At 73.5% G+C, this 18,883-nt stretch carries 16 protein-coding genes; 10 read left to right on the top strand and 6 right to left on the bottom strand.

What is annotated here, in order from left to right:
* Positions 1-49: 49 nt before the first annotated feature.
* The gene (locus ACIQG9_RS05435) at positions 50-1,225 is read right to left on the bottom strand and encodes an ROK family protein (RefSeq protein WP_400398642.1); all 1,176 of its coding nucleotides are present in this window, start codon (positions 1,223-1,225) and stop codon (positions 50-52) included.
* A gap of 151 nt (positions 1,226-1,376) precedes the next feature.
* Between ACIQG9_RS05435 and ACIQG9_RS05430 the strand changes: the two genes are divergently transcribed.
* A complete protein-coding gene (locus ACIQG9_RS05430; protein WP_400398641.1) occupies positions 1,377-2,828 on the top strand; it encodes a glycoside hydrolase family 3 N-terminal domain-containing protein in 1,452 nt (483 codons plus the stop codon).
* Between the two features lie 363 nt (positions 2,829-3,191).
* Here the strand turns inward: ACIQG9_RS05430 and ACIQG9_RS05425 are convergent, their stop codons facing one another.
* Complete coding sequence (locus tag ACIQG9_RS05425) at positions 3,192-3,854, bottom strand: GNAT family N-acetyltransferase (protein WP_400398640.1); 663 nt, start codon at positions 3,852-3,854, stop codon at positions 3,192-3,194.
* A gap of 202 nt (positions 3,855-4,056) precedes the next feature.
* Between ACIQG9_RS05425 and ACIQG9_RS05420 the strand changes: the two genes are divergently transcribed.
* Positions 4,057-4,257 (top strand): DNA repair protein, encoded by a 201-nt coding sequence (locus ACIQG9_RS05420; protein WP_400398639.1) that lies wholly within the window; start codon positions 4,057-4,059, stop codon positions 4,255-4,257.
* A gap of 118 nt (positions 4,258-4,375) precedes the next feature.
* Entirely contained in the window at positions 4,376-4,894 is a 519-nt protein-coding gene (locus ACIQG9_RS05415) for a hypothetical protein (protein ID WP_400398638.1), read from the top strand.
* 131 nt (positions 4,895-5,025) lie between these two features.
* Here the strand turns inward: ACIQG9_RS05415 and ACIQG9_RS05410 are convergent, their stop codons facing one another.
* From ACIQG9_RS05410 to ACIQG9_RS05395, 4 genes are all read right to left on the bottom strand, one after another.
* Complete coding sequence (locus ACIQG9_RS05410) at positions 5,026-5,754, bottom strand: Clp protease N-terminal domain-containing protein (protein ID WP_400398637.1); 729 nt, start codon at positions 5,752-5,754, stop codon at positions 5,026-5,028.
* An 86-nt stretch (positions 5,755-5,840) separates the two neighbouring features.
* On the bottom strand, positions 5,841-6,077 hold the full coding sequence (locus ACIQG9_RS05405; RefSeq protein ID WP_400398636.1) for a hypothetical protein: 237 nt from the start codon (positions 6,075-6,077) through the stop codon (positions 5,841-5,843).
* A 19-nt stretch (positions 6,078-6,096) separates the two neighbouring features.
* A complete protein-coding gene (locus tag ACIQG9_RS05400) occupies positions 6,097-6,939 on the bottom strand; it encodes an ABC transporter permease (RefSeq protein ID WP_400398635.1) in 843 nt (280 codons plus the stop codon).
* On the bottom strand, positions 6,936-7,904 hold the full coding sequence (locus tag ACIQG9_RS05395; RefSeq protein WP_400398634.1) for an ATP-binding cassette domain-containing protein: 969 nt from the start codon (positions 7,902-7,904) through the stop codon (positions 6,936-6,938). The genes ACIQG9_RS05400 and ACIQG9_RS05395 overlap by 4 nt, the downstream gene beginning before the upstream one ends.
* 436 nt (positions 7,905-8,340) lie before the next feature.
* On the opposite strand from ACIQG9_RS05395, the gene ACIQG9_RS05390 reads away from it, so the two are divergent.
* From ACIQG9_RS05390 to ACIQG9_RS05360, 7 genes are all read left to right on the top strand, one after another.
* Positions 8,341-10,494: a TOMM precursor leader peptide-binding protein gene (locus tag ACIQG9_RS05390; protein WP_400398633.1), complete on the top strand. Its 2,154-nt coding sequence runs from the start codon at positions 8,341-8,343 to the stop codon at positions 10,492-10,494.
* A 54-nt stretch (positions 10,495-10,548) separates the two neighbouring features.
* Positions 10,549-10,731: a hypothetical protein gene (locus tag ACIQG9_RS05385; RefSeq protein ID WP_400398632.1), complete on the top strand. Its 183-nt coding sequence runs from the start codon at positions 10,549-10,551 to the stop codon at positions 10,729-10,731.
* Positions 10,732-11,123: 392 nt separating this feature from the next.
* Complete coding sequence (locus tag ACIQG9_RS05380; RefSeq protein WP_400398631.1) at positions 11,124-11,309, top strand: thiazolylpeptide-type bacteriocin; 186 nt, start codon at positions 11,124-11,126, stop codon at positions 11,307-11,309.
* 81 nt (positions 11,310-11,390) lie between these two features.
* On the top strand, positions 11,391-13,337 hold the full coding sequence (locus ACIQG9_RS05375) for a TOMM precursor leader peptide-binding protein (protein WP_400398630.1): 1,947 nt from the start codon (positions 11,391-11,393) through the stop codon (positions 13,335-13,337).
* Positions 13,338-13,345: 8 nt separating this feature from the next.
* Positions 13,346-15,007, top strand: a complete 1,662-nt coding sequence (locus ACIQG9_RS05370; protein WP_400398629.1) for a SagB family peptide dehydrogenase — start codon at positions 13,346-13,348, stop codon at positions 15,005-15,007.
* Positions 15,008-15,048: 41 nt separating this feature from the next.
* Positions 15,049-17,835 (top strand): lantibiotic dehydratase, encoded by a 2,787-nt coding sequence (locus tag ACIQG9_RS05365; RefSeq protein ID WP_400398628.1) that lies wholly within the window; start codon positions 15,049-15,051, stop codon positions 17,833-17,835.
* Positions 17,828-18,877 (top strand): lantibiotic dehydratase C-terminal domain-containing protein, encoded by a 1,050-nt coding sequence (locus ACIQG9_RS05360; protein WP_400398627.1) that lies wholly within the window; start codon positions 17,828-17,830, stop codon positions 18,875-18,877. The genes ACIQG9_RS05365 and ACIQG9_RS05360 overlap by 8 nt, the downstream gene beginning before the upstream one ends.
* Positions 18,878-18,883: the final 6 nt, after the last annotated feature.

Raw genomic sequence — 18,883 nt, 5'->3', positions numbered from 1 at the left:
GCGGTGGTGAAATATTCCTTCAATGACGGACGGCGGGTGGCGGGACCGACTACCCGACGGTCGACCCGAAGACCTCGTCCCGGACGGCATCCAGCGCCGTCCGCAGCGCGCCCCGCAGGATCGGCTCCTCGGTCAGCCCGGTCGGCACCACCCGGGGCCGGACCAGGGTGATCGCGGCGACCTCGTGCTGGACTCGGTCGGCCAACGCCGCACCACCGGCCTGTCCCACCTCACCGGCGAGCACCACCAGCGGCGGGTCCAGCACCACGCAGGTGCTGGCCACCCCGAGGGCCAGCCGCCGGGCCAGTTCGTCGAGCAGCGGACCACCAGTGGTGCCGGCGGCGATGGCGGCGCGCACCGCGTCGGCCGCGCCGTCGGCCTCGATGCCGTGCTCGGCGGCCACCGCCCGGACCGCGTCCGCCCCGGCGAGCTGCTGGAACGCCGGCTTGGCCCGACGGGAGACGTCCCTGGGGATCGGCACCCCGGGCACCGGCAGGTAGCCGATCTCGCCGGCCGCGCCGCTGCTGCCGTGGTGCAGCCTGCCGCCCAGCATGATCGCCAGACCGATCCCGGCACCCACCCAGACCAGCACGAAGTCGCCGATGCCCTGCGCCGCGCCGGACTGCGCCTCGGCGACCGCGGCCAGGTTGACGTCGTTCTCGAAGACGACCGGGGTGTGCAGGTCCTCGCGCAGCGCGGCGAGCAGGCCCCGGTGCCAGCGGGGCAGGTTAAAGGCGAAGGTGATGTCACCGGTGGCCGGGTCGACCAGGCCCGGGGTACCCAGCACCACCCGCCGTACGCTGTCCAGCTTCGCCCCGGCGCTGCTGGCCGCCCGCACCACCGCGTTGTGCACCACGCCGACCGGGTCGTCGGTGTCCCGGGTGGACTGTTCGACCCGGCCGAGCACCGTGCCGGTGATGTCCGCGCAGGCGGCCACCACCCGTTCCGCGCCGACGTCCACCCCGACCACGTACGCGCTGCCCGGCCGGACGGCGTAGAGCTGTGCGTTCGGCCCCCGCCCGCCGGCCTGCTCACCGACCCGGGTGACCAGGCCCCGCTCCTCCAGCCGCTCGACCAGTTGCGAGGCGGTGACCTTGGACAGGCCGGTCAGCTCGCCGATCCGGGCGCGGGTGAGCGGGCCGCGTTCGAGCAGGAGCTCCAGGGCCGCGCGGTCGTTGAGCGCCCGCAACAGGCGGGGGGTGCCGGGCAGCCGGGTCGCACTCATGCCACGTCCTCTGGTTTCCGTAAACTTTGCTGACCAAATCGAGCCGATCAGGGGTGCCCGTAGCGTATCGGCCACCCCGTGCCGGGGAACTCGGACGACCCGTCCGCCCGGGGCGACACTCGTGCCGTCCGGCACCGAAGGGGGAATTCACGTGGGGCTGGATCCAGGACTGCGCCGGCTGGCGCTGGGCACGCTGCTCGCCGCGTACCCGGGGCCGGTGCCGCCGGACTGGGCGGTGGAGCTGGTCGCCGACGGGCTGGCCGGGCACACCCTGTTCGGCACCAACGTGCACGACCCGGCCCAGCTCGCGGCGAGCACCGCCGCGCTGCGCGCCGCCCGGTCGGACGTGCTGGTCGCCATCGACGAGGAGGGCGGCGACGTCACCCGGCTGGCGCACGCCACCGGCAGCCCGTACCCGGGCAACGCCGCGCTCGGCGCGGTGGACGACCTCGCGCTCACCCGGCAGGTCTACGCGGCCATCGGCGCCGAACTGGCCACCGTCGGCATCACCGTCGATCTGGCTCCGACCGTCGACGTCAACACCGCCGACGAGAACCCGGTGATCGGTACCCGCTCGTTCGGGGCCGACCCGGCCCGGGTGGCCGCGCACTCGGCCGCCGCCGTCGAGGGCCTCCAGTCGGTCGGGGTCGCGGCCTGCGCCAAGCACTTCCCCGGCCATGGCGCGACCGTCGCCGACTCGCACCACGAACTGCCCACCGTGGACGTCAGCCCGGCGCTGCTGCGCGAGCGCGACCTGCCCCCCTTCGCGGCGGTGGTGCGGGCCGGCAGCCGGGCGATCATGACGGCGCACATCCGGGTGCCGGCGCTGACCGGGGACGGGCCGGCCACCTTCAGCCGGGCCGTCCTGGTCGACCTGCTGCGCGGCGAGTACGGCTTCACCGGCACGGTGATCACCGACGCGCTGGAGATGAAGGGGGCGGCCGTCGCCGCCGGCGGGGTCGGGCCGGCCGCCGTCCGGGCCCTGGCCGCCGGGGCGGACCTGCTCTGCGTCGGCGCGAAGGTCGACGCCGCGCTGGTGGAGCGGGTGGTCGCCGAGATCGTCGGGGCGATCACGGACGGCCGGCTGGACCGGTCCCGGGTGGAGGAGGCGGCCGGCCGGTCCGCCGCGCTCGCCGCCTGGACCCGGGCCGCCGGCCCGCCCGCCCCCGGCCCGGCCGACCTCGGGTACGCCGCCGCCCGCCGGGCGGTCCGGGTGGAGGGCGACCTGGCCGGGCTCGGCCGGCCGCTGGTGGTGCAGGTGTACGCCGCCGCCACCATCGCCGAGGGCCGGGTGCCGTGGGGGCTGGGCCCGCACCTCGCCGACGTCGAGGAGGTCCGGGTGGTCGCCACCGAGACCGACCCGGCCGCGTTGGGACGGCTCGCGGCGGGCCGGCCGATCGTGCTGGTCGGGCGGCACCTGCACCGGCTGCCCGGCGGCGTCGGCCTGGTGGAGGCGCTGGCCGCGACGCACCCGGTAACGGTGGTGGAGATGGGCTGGCCGGGGCGGTGGCGGCCGGCCGGCGTCCGGGCCTTCGTCACCACGTACGGGGCGAGCCACGCCAACGGCCGCGCGGCGGCGCAGGTGCTCGGCCTGGCCGGCTGAGCCACCGGTCCGTACCCTGCGTCACCGCTCACCGGGCGACCGTCACCCGCTGCGCCGCAGGTCAAGTCCACTACCGGACAGATGGGAACCGCCGACCACCCTTGCCCGGTGGCCAGTGAAGTACGTAGCGTCACCGCCATCGGGCCCGGCCGGCGGCTGCCGGCCACGGCGGGACCTGGGGGAAGGCCGCGGACCGTGGATCCGGCCCGGGATCCACGGTCCGCGCCCTGCCGCACCGGCGGTCCGCCGCCCGGTCGGCGAGGGGCGGACACCCGGGGGTCGGCGGTCCGGGTGTCCGCCCCGACGTCGTCGCCCGGCCGCCGGGCTCGTTCCGGCGGCCGGGCGGATCAGTCCCGACGCCGGTCAGGGCGGGTAGACCCCGTACGACCGCCAGCCCCGGTCCGGGAAGCCGGCCGCCGCCGCGACCCGGGCGGACGCCAGGTTCGCCGGGTCGTGCCGGTAGGTGGCGACCGCGCCCTCGTCGAGCACCCGGCGGGCGGCCTGGGCGACCAGCCGTCGGGCCAGCCCCCGGCCGCGCGCGGCGGGCGCGGTGCCGACCGCCAGTTCGTGCCCGTGCGCGTCGTGCCGCTTGACCCCCACGCCGGCCAGGTAGCCGCCGTCGGCGTCCCGCACCACCAGCACGTCGGTGTCGAACAGGTGCAGCCAGTCGGGGAAGGTCGGATCGGTGGGGGCGGTCCACTCCCCGACGTCGGGCAGCGGCGCGGGCGCGAGGCACCACCGGAAGGTGTCGTCGTGGACCACCCAGCCGGGTTCGCCGACCGCCGCCGGCAGGGCCGCGAGCAGGTCGCGTTCCGGTGCCCGGGTCAGCGCCCGGATGGCCTCGACCCGATCCGGCGGCACCGAGAGCACGGCGCTGCCGCCGGCCTGCACCGCCACGGCCGGGCGGAGCCGACCGTCCCACGACGGGCGGGCGCGCCGCCGGGAGCCGACCACGTGCCGGCCGGGTCCGGCCGGCCACTGGCCGAGCCAGGTCACCAGATGCAGATACAACCTCCGGTCCAGCACCGCCCGTCCCTTCCACCCGTCCGGGTACGCCCATGATCACGGTACGCCGGAGCGCATCCGGGGGCGTGCCGTTCGGTTGGCAGCCGGCCGCCGTGGGTAGTGGTACACCGAGCCGGAACGCGGTTCACCGGAACCAGTGACATCGACCGAGCGTCATATCTATTTCCATACATGTACAACTTTCTCTGGGACGGTAATGGTCATGCCGAAGCAGCCGAATGACCGGTACCAGCAGGACACCGCGCAGGTGTGGCGCGCGGCGGAGGCCGCCGGCCGGTTCCCGGCCCAGTCGCCGTACCGGGGGGCCCGGTGCGGTCGTGGCACCAACGCCCCGCTCTCCTGGGGCGACCTGAACAGCCTTCCCGCAGGCGTCTCCTCGCGGCGCGGCCTCACCGCCCGCTGACCCGCCGGATCCGGTCGGCAGCCGGCGACACACCGGGCCGTCCAGCCGAGGCGTTCGCACACCTGTCGGGTAGCGTCTTGTGGTCGATTCCCGGCCAACGACAGGAGAAGCTCCGCGCATGGGCAAGAAGACGATCCACGTCTCCGACTTCAGCGGCACGGTGTTGCGCCCCGACGACGAGGTGGTCCGGGTCGTCGTACTGGAGCACCCCGACCTGGTGGCCGGGCCCGTGCAACTGGACGGCACCGTGACCGAGGTGGAGAGCATCGACGACGCCGCGCTGGACGTGGCGGTGGTCGAGATCCACGACCGGCACGGCGGCGGCGAGCCGCGCCGGGTGGTGCTGACCGCCAGTGAGTTCGACGCGATGGCCACCGACGTGCCGATGACCCGACTGCTGAGGACGGCCGAGCGGGTCCGCCCGCCGAAGGCCCGCAAGAGCGCCGAGAAGATCGACTACGGCACCGTCGAGCACGCCGGGAAGCCGCACCGGGGCCGGGTCACCGAGGAGGAGGCCCGGCTGGTACGCGACCAACTCGACGAGGTCAACAAGCGCCTCGCCGACGCCGGCCTCCGGCAGGTCGACCCGACCGACCCGGAGCACGCGGCCCGCTACGGCTTCCCCACCGCCGACTGAGACCGACCCGCCGGTGGTCGTCCACTCCCCCGCGCGCGGGCGACCACCGGCGGACGGTCAACCGGCCACCGCGAGGCATCCGTCACGATCACCGCCGCCGCCAGCCGCAAGCTCCGGGGCCGCCCGGAGGGTCACGCCCCCCGGGCCACCTCGGCGAGCGCGGCGGCGACCCGGGCCTCGACGCCGTCCTTCGTCAGGCCCAGGCCGGACAGGACGCCCGCGCCGTCCTCCAACTCCAGCAGCGCGAGCAGGACGTGCTCGGTGCCGATGTAGTTGTGTCCGAGTCGCAGCGCCTCCCGGAAGGTGAGTTCGAGCGCCTTCTTGCCCTGCGGGTCGTACGGGATCAGGTCGGGCACCTGCCCGGTCGGCGTCGGCAGCGCCGCGGTGGCCGCCTCCCGGACCGCCGCCAGGCTCACCCCCTCGGCGACGAGCGCCTTCGCGGCGAGCGCTTCCGGCTCGGCCAGCAGGCCGAGGACCAGGTGTTCCGGCCGGATCTCCGGGTGGCCGGTGGCCCGGGCCTCCTCCTGGGAGCCCATCACCACGTTGCGGGCGCGCGGGGTGAACCGGCCGAAGTCGGCGCTGGGGGCCAGGGTGGCCGCCGCGTCGACCTTCGCGGCGGAGCGCTTCTGGGCGGCCTGCTTGCTCACCCCCATGCTGTTGCCGATCTCCGCCCAGGAGGCGCCGGAGCGGCGGGCCTGGTCGACGAAGTGGCCGATCAGGTGGTCGGCGAGTTCGCCGAGGTGGTCGGCGACGATCACCGCGTCGGTGAGCTGGCCGAGGGCGTCCGGACGGGTCTTCTTGATGGCCTGGATCAGGTCGTCGAGGCGGACCGGGTTCGACATCTGGATAGGTTCCGTCATGCGTCAACCATAGGTTGACGATATGCCATCGTCAACCCTGGGTTGACGCCGGGCCGCGCCGCCCGGCGGTCAGCCGTCCGAGGTGGTCACGGACTGGGCGGGTGCCGCCGGCTGAAGTCCTGGTAGATCTGGTTGGCCAGCTCCTGCTCCCGCAGCTCGGCGGCGATCTCCGCACGGCGGATCTCGCCCTCGGCGTAGGTGCGGGCGACAAGCAGTTCGTGCCGTCGACGCCGATACCGGGTCCACTGGCGTCCGGCGCCCCAGACCAGCCAGCCGCCGCCGGCCGCCAGTCCGGTCACCACGAAGGCCAACAGGAACTCCACCACGTCTCCCCTCGCCGGGTCAGCCCACGTCTCGTCGGCCTGCCACCCACAGTGCACCACCGATGGACAGGATCACGTAACCGAGCAGGACGACCACCGGCAGCCACCAGTTCGACGCCGCCACCACCCCGGGCGTTCCACCCTCGAACTGGGACCGGGCCCCCAGCGCCCCGGCGAGCGCGCCCGAGCTCGGGGCCAGCAGGATCTTCTGGACGACCTCGAACGGCGCGAGCACCAGGGCCAGCCCACTGACCGCGTTCTCGATCACCAACGTCCAGACCAGACCGACCGCGATGGCGGTCGCGGTGTTGCGGAACACCACCGCCAGGAGAAACCCGAGGCTGGCGTGGGCGGCGCAGATCAGCCAGCCGGCACCCACCGCGCCGGCCAGCGCGCCCGGCCCGGGCCAGGTGATGTCGCGTCCCTCCACGGTGGCCAGCAGGGCGGTCAGCCCGGCCATCGCCACGAAGGTGGCGACGACCAGCGCGAGCGCGATCAGGACCAGGGCGACGGCGTGGCCGCCGAGGACCTGGGCCCGGCGGGGACGTTGGGTGAAGATCAGATGAAGGGTGCCCCACCGGAACTCGTTGCCGATGACGAGCGCGCCGAGGATCACCACGATGGCGCCGCCGAAGAGGGGGAAGAGCCCGATGCCGGTCGGCACGAGCTGGTCGGGGAGCACCACGGCCAGCAGCTCCTCCGCCGAGCCGGCCTGCTCCGGGTCGCCGGAGATCGCCTGGTAGACGACGTAGGGGATGCCCAGCCCGAAGGCGAGCGCCAGCCCCAGCCAGGTGGCCCCGATCGACCACACCCCGGGCCGTTTGCGATCGGCGAACAGCGCGGCCCGTACGGATGCGATCACCGCACCTCCTCCAGTGTCGGCCCGGCCCCGGGCGAGGTCCGCTCCGGCCGGGACGGACCGGTCAGTTCGAGGAACGCCTCCTCCAGCGAGTGCCGGACCGGTCGCAGCTCGCGGACGTCCACGCCGGCGTTCACCAGCGCCCGGTTGAGTTCGGCGGCGTGCTCCGGATCCACCGTCACCCGCAGCATCCCGTCGGCGGGCTCCACGGCCTGCACGGCGGGGTGGGCGCGCAGGCAGGCGGTCGCCCGGTCGGCCGGGTCGGCATCGATGATCACGGCGCCGGTGCCGAGGGCGGACCGCAGCTCGCCGGGGGCGCCCTCGGCGACGAGCCGCCCGGCGTCGATCACGGCGACCCGGTCGCAGATCTGCTCCACCTCGGTCAGCACGTGGCTGGAGAGCAGCACCGTGCGTCCGCCCTGGCCGATCGCCCGGAGCAGCTCGCGCATCTCCGCGACCCCGGCCGGGTCGAGCCCGTTCGTCGGCTCGTCCAGGATGAGCAGGTCGGGGTCCTTGAGCAGGGCGGCGGCGACACCGAGGCGTTGCTTCATGCCGAGCGAGTAGGTGCGGAAACGGGAGCCGGCCCGGTCGGTGAGCCCCACCTCGGCCAGGGCCCGCCGCGCGGCCCCGGCGGGCGCTCCGGCGTACCGGGCGGCGAGCAGCAGATTGTCCAACCCGGACAGGTGGGGGTAGAAGGCCGGCGTCTCGATCAACGCGCCGATCCGGGCCAACGCGGCGGGCGTACCCGGCGGCTGGCCGAGGACCCGAATGGTGCCGGCGGTCGGCCGGACCAACCCGACCAGCATCCGCATCGTGGTGGTCTTGCCCGCCCCGTTGCGGCCCAGGAAGCCGAACACCTCGCCGGCGCGAACCCGCAGGTCAAGATCGGCCACGGCGAGCACGCCGCCGCCGAAGCGCTTGGTGACCCCGTCGACGGCAATGGGGAATTCCGTTATCGCTGACCGCACGCCATCACCTGCAACGCGCATCGCGGGTGGGCGCGGTACGACAGATTCCTCTCGGGTCCACCCGATTCCTTTCCTGCCCGTTAACAGCACGTGCCGGTTATCCGAATAATTGACCAACTACAATTGTTAACGTCACGCACCGGCACCCTCGGCCCGCCCGCCGGGCACGCCGAATGGCAGCCGGCACGACACTCAGCCCCCTGACCTGGCCTTCCAGGACTGGCACCTGCACCGGCAGCCCACAGGCTAGCGGGCGGCACGGGAAAAGGGTAGTCCCACTGATGAGCGTCGAACGCTTAGCGACAAGCTGGTCAAAACCGACTGTCACCTTGCGTGACTAAACGAGCGTGAAACAACTTGTTGACGATCCTCCGTGCCATGTGGACCATGAAGGGACTTTTTCGATAGACGCGAGTCGTTCGCGATTGGAGCCGTGATGAGTCTGCCTCGGGATCTGGCCGACGTGTGGGAGATGCGCCCCAAACTCCGTCACGACGTCGTCTTCCTCGAGGCACCCAGCGGCGCCTACCTGCGCGGGTCGGACACGGCGTTCCTGCTCAAGGGTCGCTCGGCGTTCCGCTGGCTGAGCACGTTGAGCCCCTACCTCACCGGCCAGAACTCGGTGGGGCAGTTGTGCGGCAGCCTGGACGAGGGGCAGCAGCGCACGGTCGCCACCCTGGTCCGGGCGCTGGTCAGCCGGGGTTTCGCCAAGGACGCGGCCGACGGCACCGAGGTCCCCGAACCGGTGGCCCGCCGGTTCGCCGGTCAGATCGAGTTCGTCGACCACTTCGCCGACGACGCCGCCGGGCGCTTCCTGCGCTTCCACACCGCCCACGTGGTGCTCGGCGGGGCCGGACCGACGCTGCTGGCCGCCGCGTCCGGCCTGCTCAGCAACGGTTGTGCCCGGATCACCCTGCACCCCGAGGACGATCCTCGGCCCTACCGCGACGTCCTCGGGGCGGCAGCCGAGCAGTTCCGCGCCGCCGGGGTGCCGGCCGAGGTGCAGATCAGCACCGGCCCGCTCGACCACACCACCGCCGACGCGCTCGTCTACTGCGCCGAGCACGGCGACCTGCCCAGGGTGCTCGACCTCACCCGGGCCTGCCAGTCCGCCGGTCCGGTGTTCGTACCCGTCGTCTGGAGCAACGGCCGCGCGGTGCTCGGACCCACCACCGGCCGGGCGGCGAGCCCGTGCTGGCTCTGCGCCCAGTTGCGGCTCACCGCCAGCGCCGACCCGACGGTCGCCGCCGACGTCTGGCGTCAGCTCGCCCTCGGGCCGGTCGTCCCCGGAGCCGGCCCGGTCGACACGGTGGCCGCCCGGATGGTGGGCAACGCCGCCGCCTTCGAGGTGTTCCGCGCGCTGACCGGGGCGCTGCCACCGGACACCTCGTCCTCGGTGGTGCTGCTGGACGTCGACACGCTGGAGTCGACCCGGGAACGGCTGCTGGCGCACCCGAGCTGCCCGGTGTGCCGGCACAGCCCGTCGCCGAGCCCGGCCCCGGTCGCGGCGCCCGAGACCGACGAGGAGGTCTACCAGCGGGCCGAGATCCTGGTGTCCCCCCACACCGGGGTCTTCACCCGGTTCGTCGACGACCCGCTGGAACAGGCGCCACTGAAGACGGCGCGGCTGCGGGTGCCCGGCCCCCGGGACCTCAGCGCGTTCGACGTGCACACCGTGATGGGCGCCCGACTCGCCGCCTACCGACTCGCGGTCCGCGACTACCTGGGCGGCTTCGCCGACCTGGACGGGGCGGTCACCGCCTCGGCGGCCGAACTGACCCGGAGCGGGCGCACCCCGGTGCCGTGGACGGCCCTCGACACCACCTCCGGTGCGCTGCCCTACGACCCCGACCGCCGGCTGAGCTGGCTGCCGGCCCGGGTGCTCGGCGGGGACGACGCCACGGTGTGGGTCCCCGCCGCCCTGGCGCTGCCGTTCAGCGCCGCGAACCGGGACGGCTACGCCGAACGCACCGTGGCCGGCGCGGCGGTCGGCGCCTCCGTCGACGCGGTCGTCGCGGACGGACTCGCCAGCGCCCTGGGCTACCACGCGCTGGTGGCGGCGGTACGCGGCGGGGCGACCCTCACCCCGGTGCCGGAGGCCGACCTGACCACCGACGACGACACCGCACTGGTGGTCAAAGCGGCCCACCGGTTCGGCCGGCCCTACCGGCTGTACGCCCTGGCCGGGGCCGCGCCGGCGCACGCGGTGCTCGCCGTGTCGGAGTCGCTCGACGGGGACCGTCCGATCTGGACGACGGCGGCGGGGTTGTCCGCCCGCGAGGCCCGTCTCGCCGCGCTGCGGGACCTGGTCGGCACGATCCAGGTCCAGCACTTCGAGGGAGCGCCGGCCGACACCGGCGCACCGCTGCTCGCCGACTTCGACCCGCGTACCGCGTTGCGGACGACCACGGAGCCGGCGACCGACGGGCCGGCGGCCGACCCGAGCGTCGCCGAGGTCCTCGCCTCGCTCACCCCCCGGGGGCTGACCGCGCTGCTGGTCGACCACACCACGCCGGACATCCGGGCCACCGGGTCGCTGGTGGGCGGGGTCGTCCTGCTGTGGCGTCGTACCGCTGGTGCGGCGCACTGAGACCACCCGGCGAAACCCGGGCGGAGGCACGCGACCTGGAGAGGGGGGAAAGACATGCCGATCACGCTGAACGACGAACTGCGCCAGCTTGAGATCGAGACCTTCGAGATCGAAGAGATCGAGGACGGCGGCGACGCGCTCGCCGCGACCAGCTCGAGCTGCAGCACGTCGAGCTGCTGCTCGTGCAGCACGTCGAGCTGCTGCAGCACCAGCACCAGTTGCTCGAGCTGCGGCTGACCGCTCGGGTGAGAACCCGGTAACGAGAGCAACCACGTACGCCGGTGCCGCAGCACGACTCGCCGCCGGCCGGGGGCGCATCCCCGGCCGACGAGCACCAAGCGCGCCTCCAGCGGGTCACCCTCGGTGGTGCGGCACCGGCCAGCGTCACGGTTGTCAGGTCCGGAACGAAGGGAAGGTCCGTGCCGGCACAGCACCCGCATCCCACCGTACTCCCGGAGTCGGTGCAGCAGCAGCACGAGCACGTCGAGCTGTAGCACCTCCAGTTGCTGTAGCTGCACCTCGTCAAGCTGCAGCAGCACCAGTTGACCGATGGCCGGCAGACGGCGCGGCATCGCCGCCGGCGGCACGCCCGCCGTCCCGGCCCGACCCACCGAGGGGAGGTAGGCAAGATGCCCGAATTCTTGGAGGAGCTACGCGCCCTGGAGACCGAGACGTTCGAGATCGAAGACGTCGACGCGATCGACTCCATGGTCATGGCCTGGTCGAGTTCCAGCTGCTCGTGCTCTAGCTGCTGCTCGTGCAGCACGTCGAGCTGCTGCAGTAGCAGCACCAGCACCGGTTGCGGTGGCGGCTGATCCGCCGTGACCAATCCCCGCCGGCCATCCGGCCGGCGGGGACCTCCGGATGCCGATCGTCCCGACAGATGAGGCACAACCATGATCGTCGACGTCCGCACCACCGACACGGTTTGGGACACCAATCTCCAGCACCTCGGCGAGGTCTTCGACCAGCGCACCGCGGAACACCGCGCGGCGCACCCGGGCGACCTGGACGGGGTCAGCGTGCGCATCGCGGCCCTGGGCCTGACCGACGCGTACCAGGACCCGCCCGGGTCCGACCGGCCCGCCGGCACCGTCGTGCCGATCTGGCTGCACGGCGCCACCGCCCTGGTCGGCCCGCCGTTCCACCCCGACCGCGGCGGCCCCTGCCCGGTCTGCGTGGAACGACGCTGGCAGGCCATCCGGCTGCGCGAGGAGCGCCACGCCCTGGAACACGGGGCCCGCGCCGCGGTCACCGGTACGCTGCCGCACCTCACCCCGTTCGCCGTCGAGGCGGTGTGGCAGCTCGTCCTGCGCGCCTGCGGACAGCCGCCGGTACGGCCGGGCGTCGGCCGGCTGCACCAGTTGCGGATGGACACCCTGGAGGTCACGGCGGTGGAGGTGCTGCTCGACTCGGAGTGCCCGACCTGCGCCGCGCCGCGCCCGGACAGCGCCGAGGACGCCGTCATCACGCTCACCGCACGGCCCAAGCCCAGCCCGACCACGTACCGGCTGCGCCGTGCCGAGGAGTTGGGCCTGCCGGTGGCCGCGCTCAGCAACCCGGTCGCCGGCGCGCTGGGCGGCGGCGCGCTGCGCGCCTACAACGCCACCGCCACCGCCCCGGTGACCGGCTACTTCCGGGTCCGCAGCCGGTTCGACCTGCACGAGATGTGGTGGAGCGGGCACGCCAACAGCTACGGCAGCAGCGAGACGTACGCCCTGTTGGAAGGGCTGGAGCGGTACGCCGGGCAGTTCCCCCGGGCCAAGCGGACCGTGGTGCACGACAGCTACGCCAACCTCGCGCCGCACGCCCTGGACCCGGCCGGGCTCGGCTACCACCCGGCGTTCTACCACGGGCACGGGCTCCACTACACGCCGTACTCGCCGACCGAGCGGATGCACTGGGTCTGGGGCTACTCGCTGCGGGACGAGGCGCCCAGGCTGGTCCCCGAGCAGTTGGTCTACTACCTGGACCGGCGTACCGAGCAGCGGAAGTTCGTGCAGGAGTGCTCCAACGGCTGCGCCAGCGGTAGCTGCCCGGAGGAGGCGCTGCTGCACGGCATGCTCGAACTGGTCGAACGGGACGCCTTCCTGCTCGCCTGGTACGGCTCGGCCCGGCTCGCCGAGATCGACCCGGCCACCTGCCGCGACGAGCGGGTGCACTTCATGCTCGACCGGGTCAACCTGCTCGGCTACGACGTACGGCTCTTCGACACCCGCGCCGACCTGCCGATCCCGGTGGTCACCGCGGTGGCGGTACGCCGGGACGGCGGGCTGGGGCAGCTCTGCTTCGCCGCCGGGGCCAGCCTCGACCCCGACGACGCGGTACGCGCCGCGCTCTGCGAGACGGCCTCGTACGTGCCCGGCTTCGACGAGCGGGTGGCCGCCAGCGAACCGGACCTGCGGATCATGGTCGAGGACTACACGAAGGTGACCGAGCTGAGTCACCACGCGCTGCTGTACGGCCTGCCGGAGATGGCGAAGTACGCCGACTTCCTCTTCGACGACCCGCCGCTGCGGTCCATGACCGAGCTGTACGGCGACTGGCTGGCCGCCCGGCCCGACAACACCGACCTGCGGGCGGACGTGGAGTACCTGACCGGCCTGATCGCCGGGCTGGGCGGCGACGTGCTCGCCGTCGACCAGACCTGCCCCGAGCAGGCCGTCGCCGGCGTGCACACGATGGCGGTGGTGGCTCCGGCCCTGGTCCCGATCGACTTCGGCTGGCAGCGGCAGCGGGTGCTGCACACCGACCGGCTCGCCCGCCACCTGGCCCGGGGCCAGCGCGGCCCCGACCGGCTCGGTGCCACCGGCCGCAACCACCACCCGCACCCCTTCCCCTAGGAGCCACCATGCAGCACAGCGCCATCGAGGTGGTCCGGGATTACGCCGAAGCGGTGTTCCGGCGCGCCCGCGAGCCGATGGAACCCCTCGGGTACGAGGTCAACTGGACCGACCAGCCGTCCCGACACAAGACCTACCCCGGCGCCCGTCGGCTGCCGCTGGCCGGTGACCCGCCGACCCTGGCCACCCTGCGCGAGCTGCTGACCGGTGCCGAGCCGCCGGCCGGGGGCGGCTGGACGCTGGACCGGCTGGCCACCCTGCTGCGCCTGTCGTACGGGGTGCTCGACCGGCGGCTGGTGGTGAACTGGAACCAGGACATCGACAAGCGGGTGCACTTCCCGCACACCGTGTGGGGGCGCGGCACCGCGTCCGGCGGCGGCATGTACCCGGTGGAGATCTACCTCGTCGCCGGCCCGTCCGGCCCGCTGCTGCCCGGCGTCTACCACTACGCCACCGGGCACCACGCGCTGGAACGGCTGCTCACCGGGGATGTCACGCCGACGGTCCGGGCCGCGCTCGGCACGGCCGACGGTCCGGACCACTACCTGCTGGCCAGCATCAGGTTCTGGAAGAACTCGTTCAAGTACAACAGCTTCTGCTACCACGTGGTCACCCAGGACCTCGGCGCGCTCCTCGGCTCGTGGGACCTGCTCGGCCGGGCGCTCGGCGTTCCGCTGCGGCGGACCCTCTCCTTCGACCCGGGACCGCTGGACCACCTGCTCGGCCTGGACAGCGACGCCGAGAGCGTCTTCGCCGTCGTCCCGCTGCCCTGGGCGGGTACGGGCGAACCACCGGACCCGCCGGAGGCCGCCGACCGGCAGCGGGCCGCCGGAGCCGACCCCCGGTCCACCGATCCGGCCGCCGCCGGCAACGGGCCACGCGTCGGGCACCAGCCGTTCGAACGGTCCCGGACCGTACTCGCGTTTCCGCATATCACCACCGTGCACCGGGCAGCCATGGCACCGGCCGAGATCCCCGACCCCGACCGGTCGCACGACCTCGCCCCCGCCGAGCTGGCCGGGCCGCCGACCCCGCTGCCCGCACCCGAACTCGACCGGCTCGACCAGTCGCTGACCACGGTGCTGCGGGCCAGGCGGAGCAGCTTCGGCCGGTTCCGGCGGCCACCCGAGCTGACCGCCGCGCAGGTCGGCACCACCCTGGCGTTCGCCGCCGCCGGCCGCCGCTACCCGGCCGACGTGAAACTGCCCGACGGCACCCCCGAGCTGACCCGGCTGTGGCTGTTCGCCAACCACGTCGACGGGCTGGCACCGGGCACCTACGCCTACCGGCCGGAGGAACACGCTCTGCTGCCGGCCGGGCCGGCACCTGAGCCGAGCATGTCCGCCTTCCTGCAACAGCAGTACTTCCTGACCAACTACACCATGGGACAGGTCGGCGCGGTGCTGGCCATCTCCGGCCGGCTCGACGCCGTGCTGGCCGCGTACGGCCCGCGCGGGTACCGGATCCTCAACGCCGAGGTCGGCACCGTCGCCCAGCACGCCTACTGCGCCACCACCGCCCAGGGCATCGGCTGCGGGGCGGTGCTCGGCTTCGACAACGTCGCCATGAACGAGGCGCTCGGCATCGACACCACCGACGAGCGGACCGTGCTGTTCCTGCTCCTCGGCGGGCAGCCGGACATCCCCGCCGACCTGGCGTACCACCTGTGACCGGCAGCGCCTGCGCGCCAGCCGGAGGAGAGGAGCTTGCCGTGACCGTGACGGCGACGGTGCCCGCGGCACGGGCCACCGACGTGACCTGGCACATGCCCGACGTGTTCATGCTGCGCACGGCGGGACTGCCGATCGAGGTCGCCGACGAACTGGCCTTCCCGGTCACCGCCGCCTGGGCAGCCCAGGTGCTCGACCTGGAGACCCGGCTGCGGAGCACCGGGCAGACGCTGGCCGACGCGTTGCAGGAGACGATCGGCCGGCACCTCGCCGACGACCGGCTGCGGCAGCGCCTGATCCGGCTGCGTCGGGACGTCTACAACCTGCGGGCGCCCCGCCCGGCGGACCCCGACGCCTGGCCGGCCGACGCGCTCGGCGCGGACACCCACCGGCTGCTGTGCGACTGGCTGGACACCTGGTCGGCGTACCAGCGGCAGCGGGCGGCCGGCGCGGCGCTGCTGGACCGGGAACTGGCCGACCGCCAGGCCCTGCTGCGCCGGCTCGCCGACCACCCCGACCTGCGCGGCGGCATCCTGCTCGCCTCCCCGTCGCTGGACCAGTACCTCACCGCGTACCTGGGCAAGGGCTCCAGCTCCGGCAAGCGGGCCCGGCGGGTCGAACGGTCGCTGCTGGAGTACGCCTTCCGCACCGCCGGCAAGACCAGCCCGTTCAGCCGGCTGACCACGGTCAACGTCGGCACCTTCGGCACCGGCACCGGTGAGCTGCTGCGGGTCGAACCGGCCGGCGGGGAACCGGGCACCGACAAGCACGGCCGGGCCCGGCTCAACCTCGCCGCCCTCGGCCGGATCTCCGCGATCGTGCTCGCCGACGAGAAGCTGCGCGCGGACCTGCCGGTCACCGTCACCACCGGGTGGCGCATCGAACACGGCCGGATCCGGTACCTGCGCCGCCGGCGCACCAGCAGCGACGACGGGGACGCCGCCGTCACCATGGAGTCCATCCACGAGTCGCTGTTCGTGCTGCCCAGCGGCCGGCTGCTGGCGGACGTCCTGGCGGCGCTCGACGGGGGCCGGGTGGTCCGGCTCGCCGACCTGGTCGCCACGCTCGCCGGGCCGGACGACCGGCCGGCGGTCGAGGTGGAACAGTACCTGCACCACCTGCTCCGGGTCGGTCTGCTGGTGGTGCCCAACCTGCACCTGGACATCCACGCCGCCGACCCGGTGGCGGGCTACCAGCGGGCGCTGCGGGCCATCGGCACCGACTGGGCCGACCGGCTCGCCGCCCGGATCGAGACGGCCAACGAGCTGGCCACCGGGTTCCCCGACGAGGACCTCGACGGCCGCCGTCGGGTGCTGGCCCGGGTCCGGGCCGAGCTGGCCGGGGCGCACGACGACCTCGGCCGGGCCGACGTGCCGGCACCGCGCACCCTGCTGTACGAGGACAGCACGCTGGACACCCTCACGCCGGTGACCGCCGACCGGGACCGCTGGGAGCGGGAGATCCTGCCCGGACTGCGGGCGTTGGCCGGGCTCATGCCCCTGTTCGACATCAACCTGCCCCGGCGGCTGGTCACCCGGGGCTTCTTCAAGGCCCGGCACGGCGTCGGCGGGCGCTGCGAGGACCTGCTGACCTTCGCCCACGAGTTCCAGCAGGACTTCTTCGAGCACTACAGCGCCCGGTCGATGCGCCGCCGGCCGTTCGACGAGGAGAACCGCTACGTCCGCCAGGAGAACTGGTTCCGGCAGGACGAGATTACCGCGCTGGACGACGCCCGCACGGAGCTGGCCACCCGGATCAACCGGGCGTACGGCGACCTGCCGGCCGACGCCACCGAACTGGTCCTCGACGACGCCTTCATGGCCGACGTCGCCGCGCTGGTCCCGGAGAACCTGGGCGAACTCGACCCCCGGTCGTTCTTCCTCCAGATCGCCGACGACGGCACCGCGCCCCGGGTGGTGGTCAACCGGATCTACTCCGGGATGACCCTGCTGTTCTCCCGCTTCGCGTACCTGTTCGACGACGCCGACCTGGCCGGCACGCTGCGCGCCGAACTGGCCCGGCTGCAACCGCCCGGCGCGGTGCTCGCCGAACTGAAGGGCGGGTACGACGCGACCAACCTCAACCTGCATCCGGCGGTGACCCCGTACGAGCTGGTCTGTCCCGGCGAGATGAGCTTCCGCCCGCCGGCCGAGCAGATCCACATGGACGACCTGGTCATCGAGCACGACCCGGCCGCCGACCGGCTGGTGCTGCGGTCCCGCCGGCTGGACGCCGAGGTGATCCCGGTCTACCTGGGGTTCCTGCTGCCGATGGCGTTGCCCGAGGTGCAGCAGGTGCTGCTGAACTTCGCCTACCTGGGCATGGCGCAGCCCGACCTGTGGGCCGGCACCACCGTGCCGCTGCCCGGCCGGACGATCGCCGGCTACCCCCGCATCCGGCACGGCAACGTGGTGCTGCAACGGCGGATGTGGAAACTGCACCCGGACTACCTGCCACCGGCCCGCACCCCCGACCAGTCGGCGGTCGAGTGGTTCCTCACCTGGTCGCGCTGGCGACGCGACAACGACCTGCCGCGACGGGTGTTCGCCACCCCCGAGGGCAGCCGTCTCACCGCGCCGACCGACGACGGCACCGCCGCCGAGCCCGGCGGGCGGCCGGACCACAAGCCGCTGTACGTCGACTTCGACAGCTACCTGTCGGTCCAGTTGCTCGACGCGATGGGCCACCGGGCCGGCAGCCGGCTGGTGCTCACCGAGATGCTGCCCGGCCGGGACGAGCAGATGTTGCGCGACGCGCACGGCAGCCGCGTCACCGAACTCACCGTCGAACTCAACGGCATCCGCACCGGAAGGGGCGAACGTGACTGAGGTACCGTCCCCGCTCGACCACGAGTGGCTCAGCGTCCACGTGTTCTACGCCAGCAACGCCAACCCGATGCTCGTCGAGTGCGTGCAACCGCTGGCCGACCGGCTCCGCGCCGACGGGCTGATCAGCGGCTACTTCTTCATCAAGTACTGGATGGAGGGGCCGCACGTGCGGCTGCGGGTGCTGCCCGCGCCGGGCGTCGACCCGGCGGTGGTACGCGCCGAGGTCGACGCGGCGATCGAGGGGTTCCTACGCCGCCGACCGGCCCTGTACGAGGCGGACACCGAGGGGCTGGCCGGCCTCTACAAGCAGATGTTCCTCGCCGAGTACGGCGAGCAGCGCTGGAACGAGGCGTACGGCGTGGACGGCGTCATGCCGATGCGCCCCAACAACAGCTTCGCGCACCTGCCCTACGAGCGGGAGTACGGCCGGTACGGCGGGCCGGCGGGCGTACGGCTCGCCGAGTGGCACTTCGAGCAGTCCAGCGACATCGTGCTGCGCCTGCTGGCCACCACCAACGTGCACGTCCGGCCGGTGCTGCTCGGCCTGTCCACCCAACTGTCGATGATGATGTGCGCGGTGTTCCTAAGCGACGAGCGGCGGATCGCGGACTTCCTCGACGAGTACCGCCGGTTCTGGGAGACCTCGTACCAGGAGCCGAGCGACGACTACCACACCAGCTTCGACACCAGCTACCAGCGGATGGACGCCGCGCTGCGGCGCCGGCTCGCCGAGCTGCGCCGGGGGGCCCGGGGCGAGGACGGCGTGGCGGTCAGCGGGGTCGAGGCCCGCTGGTTGGCGCACTGCCGCGAGCTGCGCGACCGGGTCACCGACCTGGTCGCCTCCGGGCAGGTCTGGTTCCAGCGCGGCGGCGGTGAGCCGGTGCCGACCACCGACCTGGACGTGGCGCTGCCGGTGCTGCTCAGCTCCTACGTGCACATGACCAACAACCGGCTCGGGGTGAGCATCCTGGACGAGATCTACCTGTCGTACCTGGTGCGCAGCGCGTTGCTCGACGACCTGGCCACGGCCGGGACGGCGTGACGGGTG

Origin of the sequence: Micromonospora sp. NPDC092111 (assembly GCF_044755745.1) — a bacterium.
Lineage (GTDB): Bacteria > Actinomycetota > Actinomycetes > Mycobacteriales > Micromonosporaceae > Micromonospora.
The sequence above is the reverse complement of the archived record's forward strand: the minus strand, read 5'-3'. Positions and strand labels throughout refer to the sequence as shown.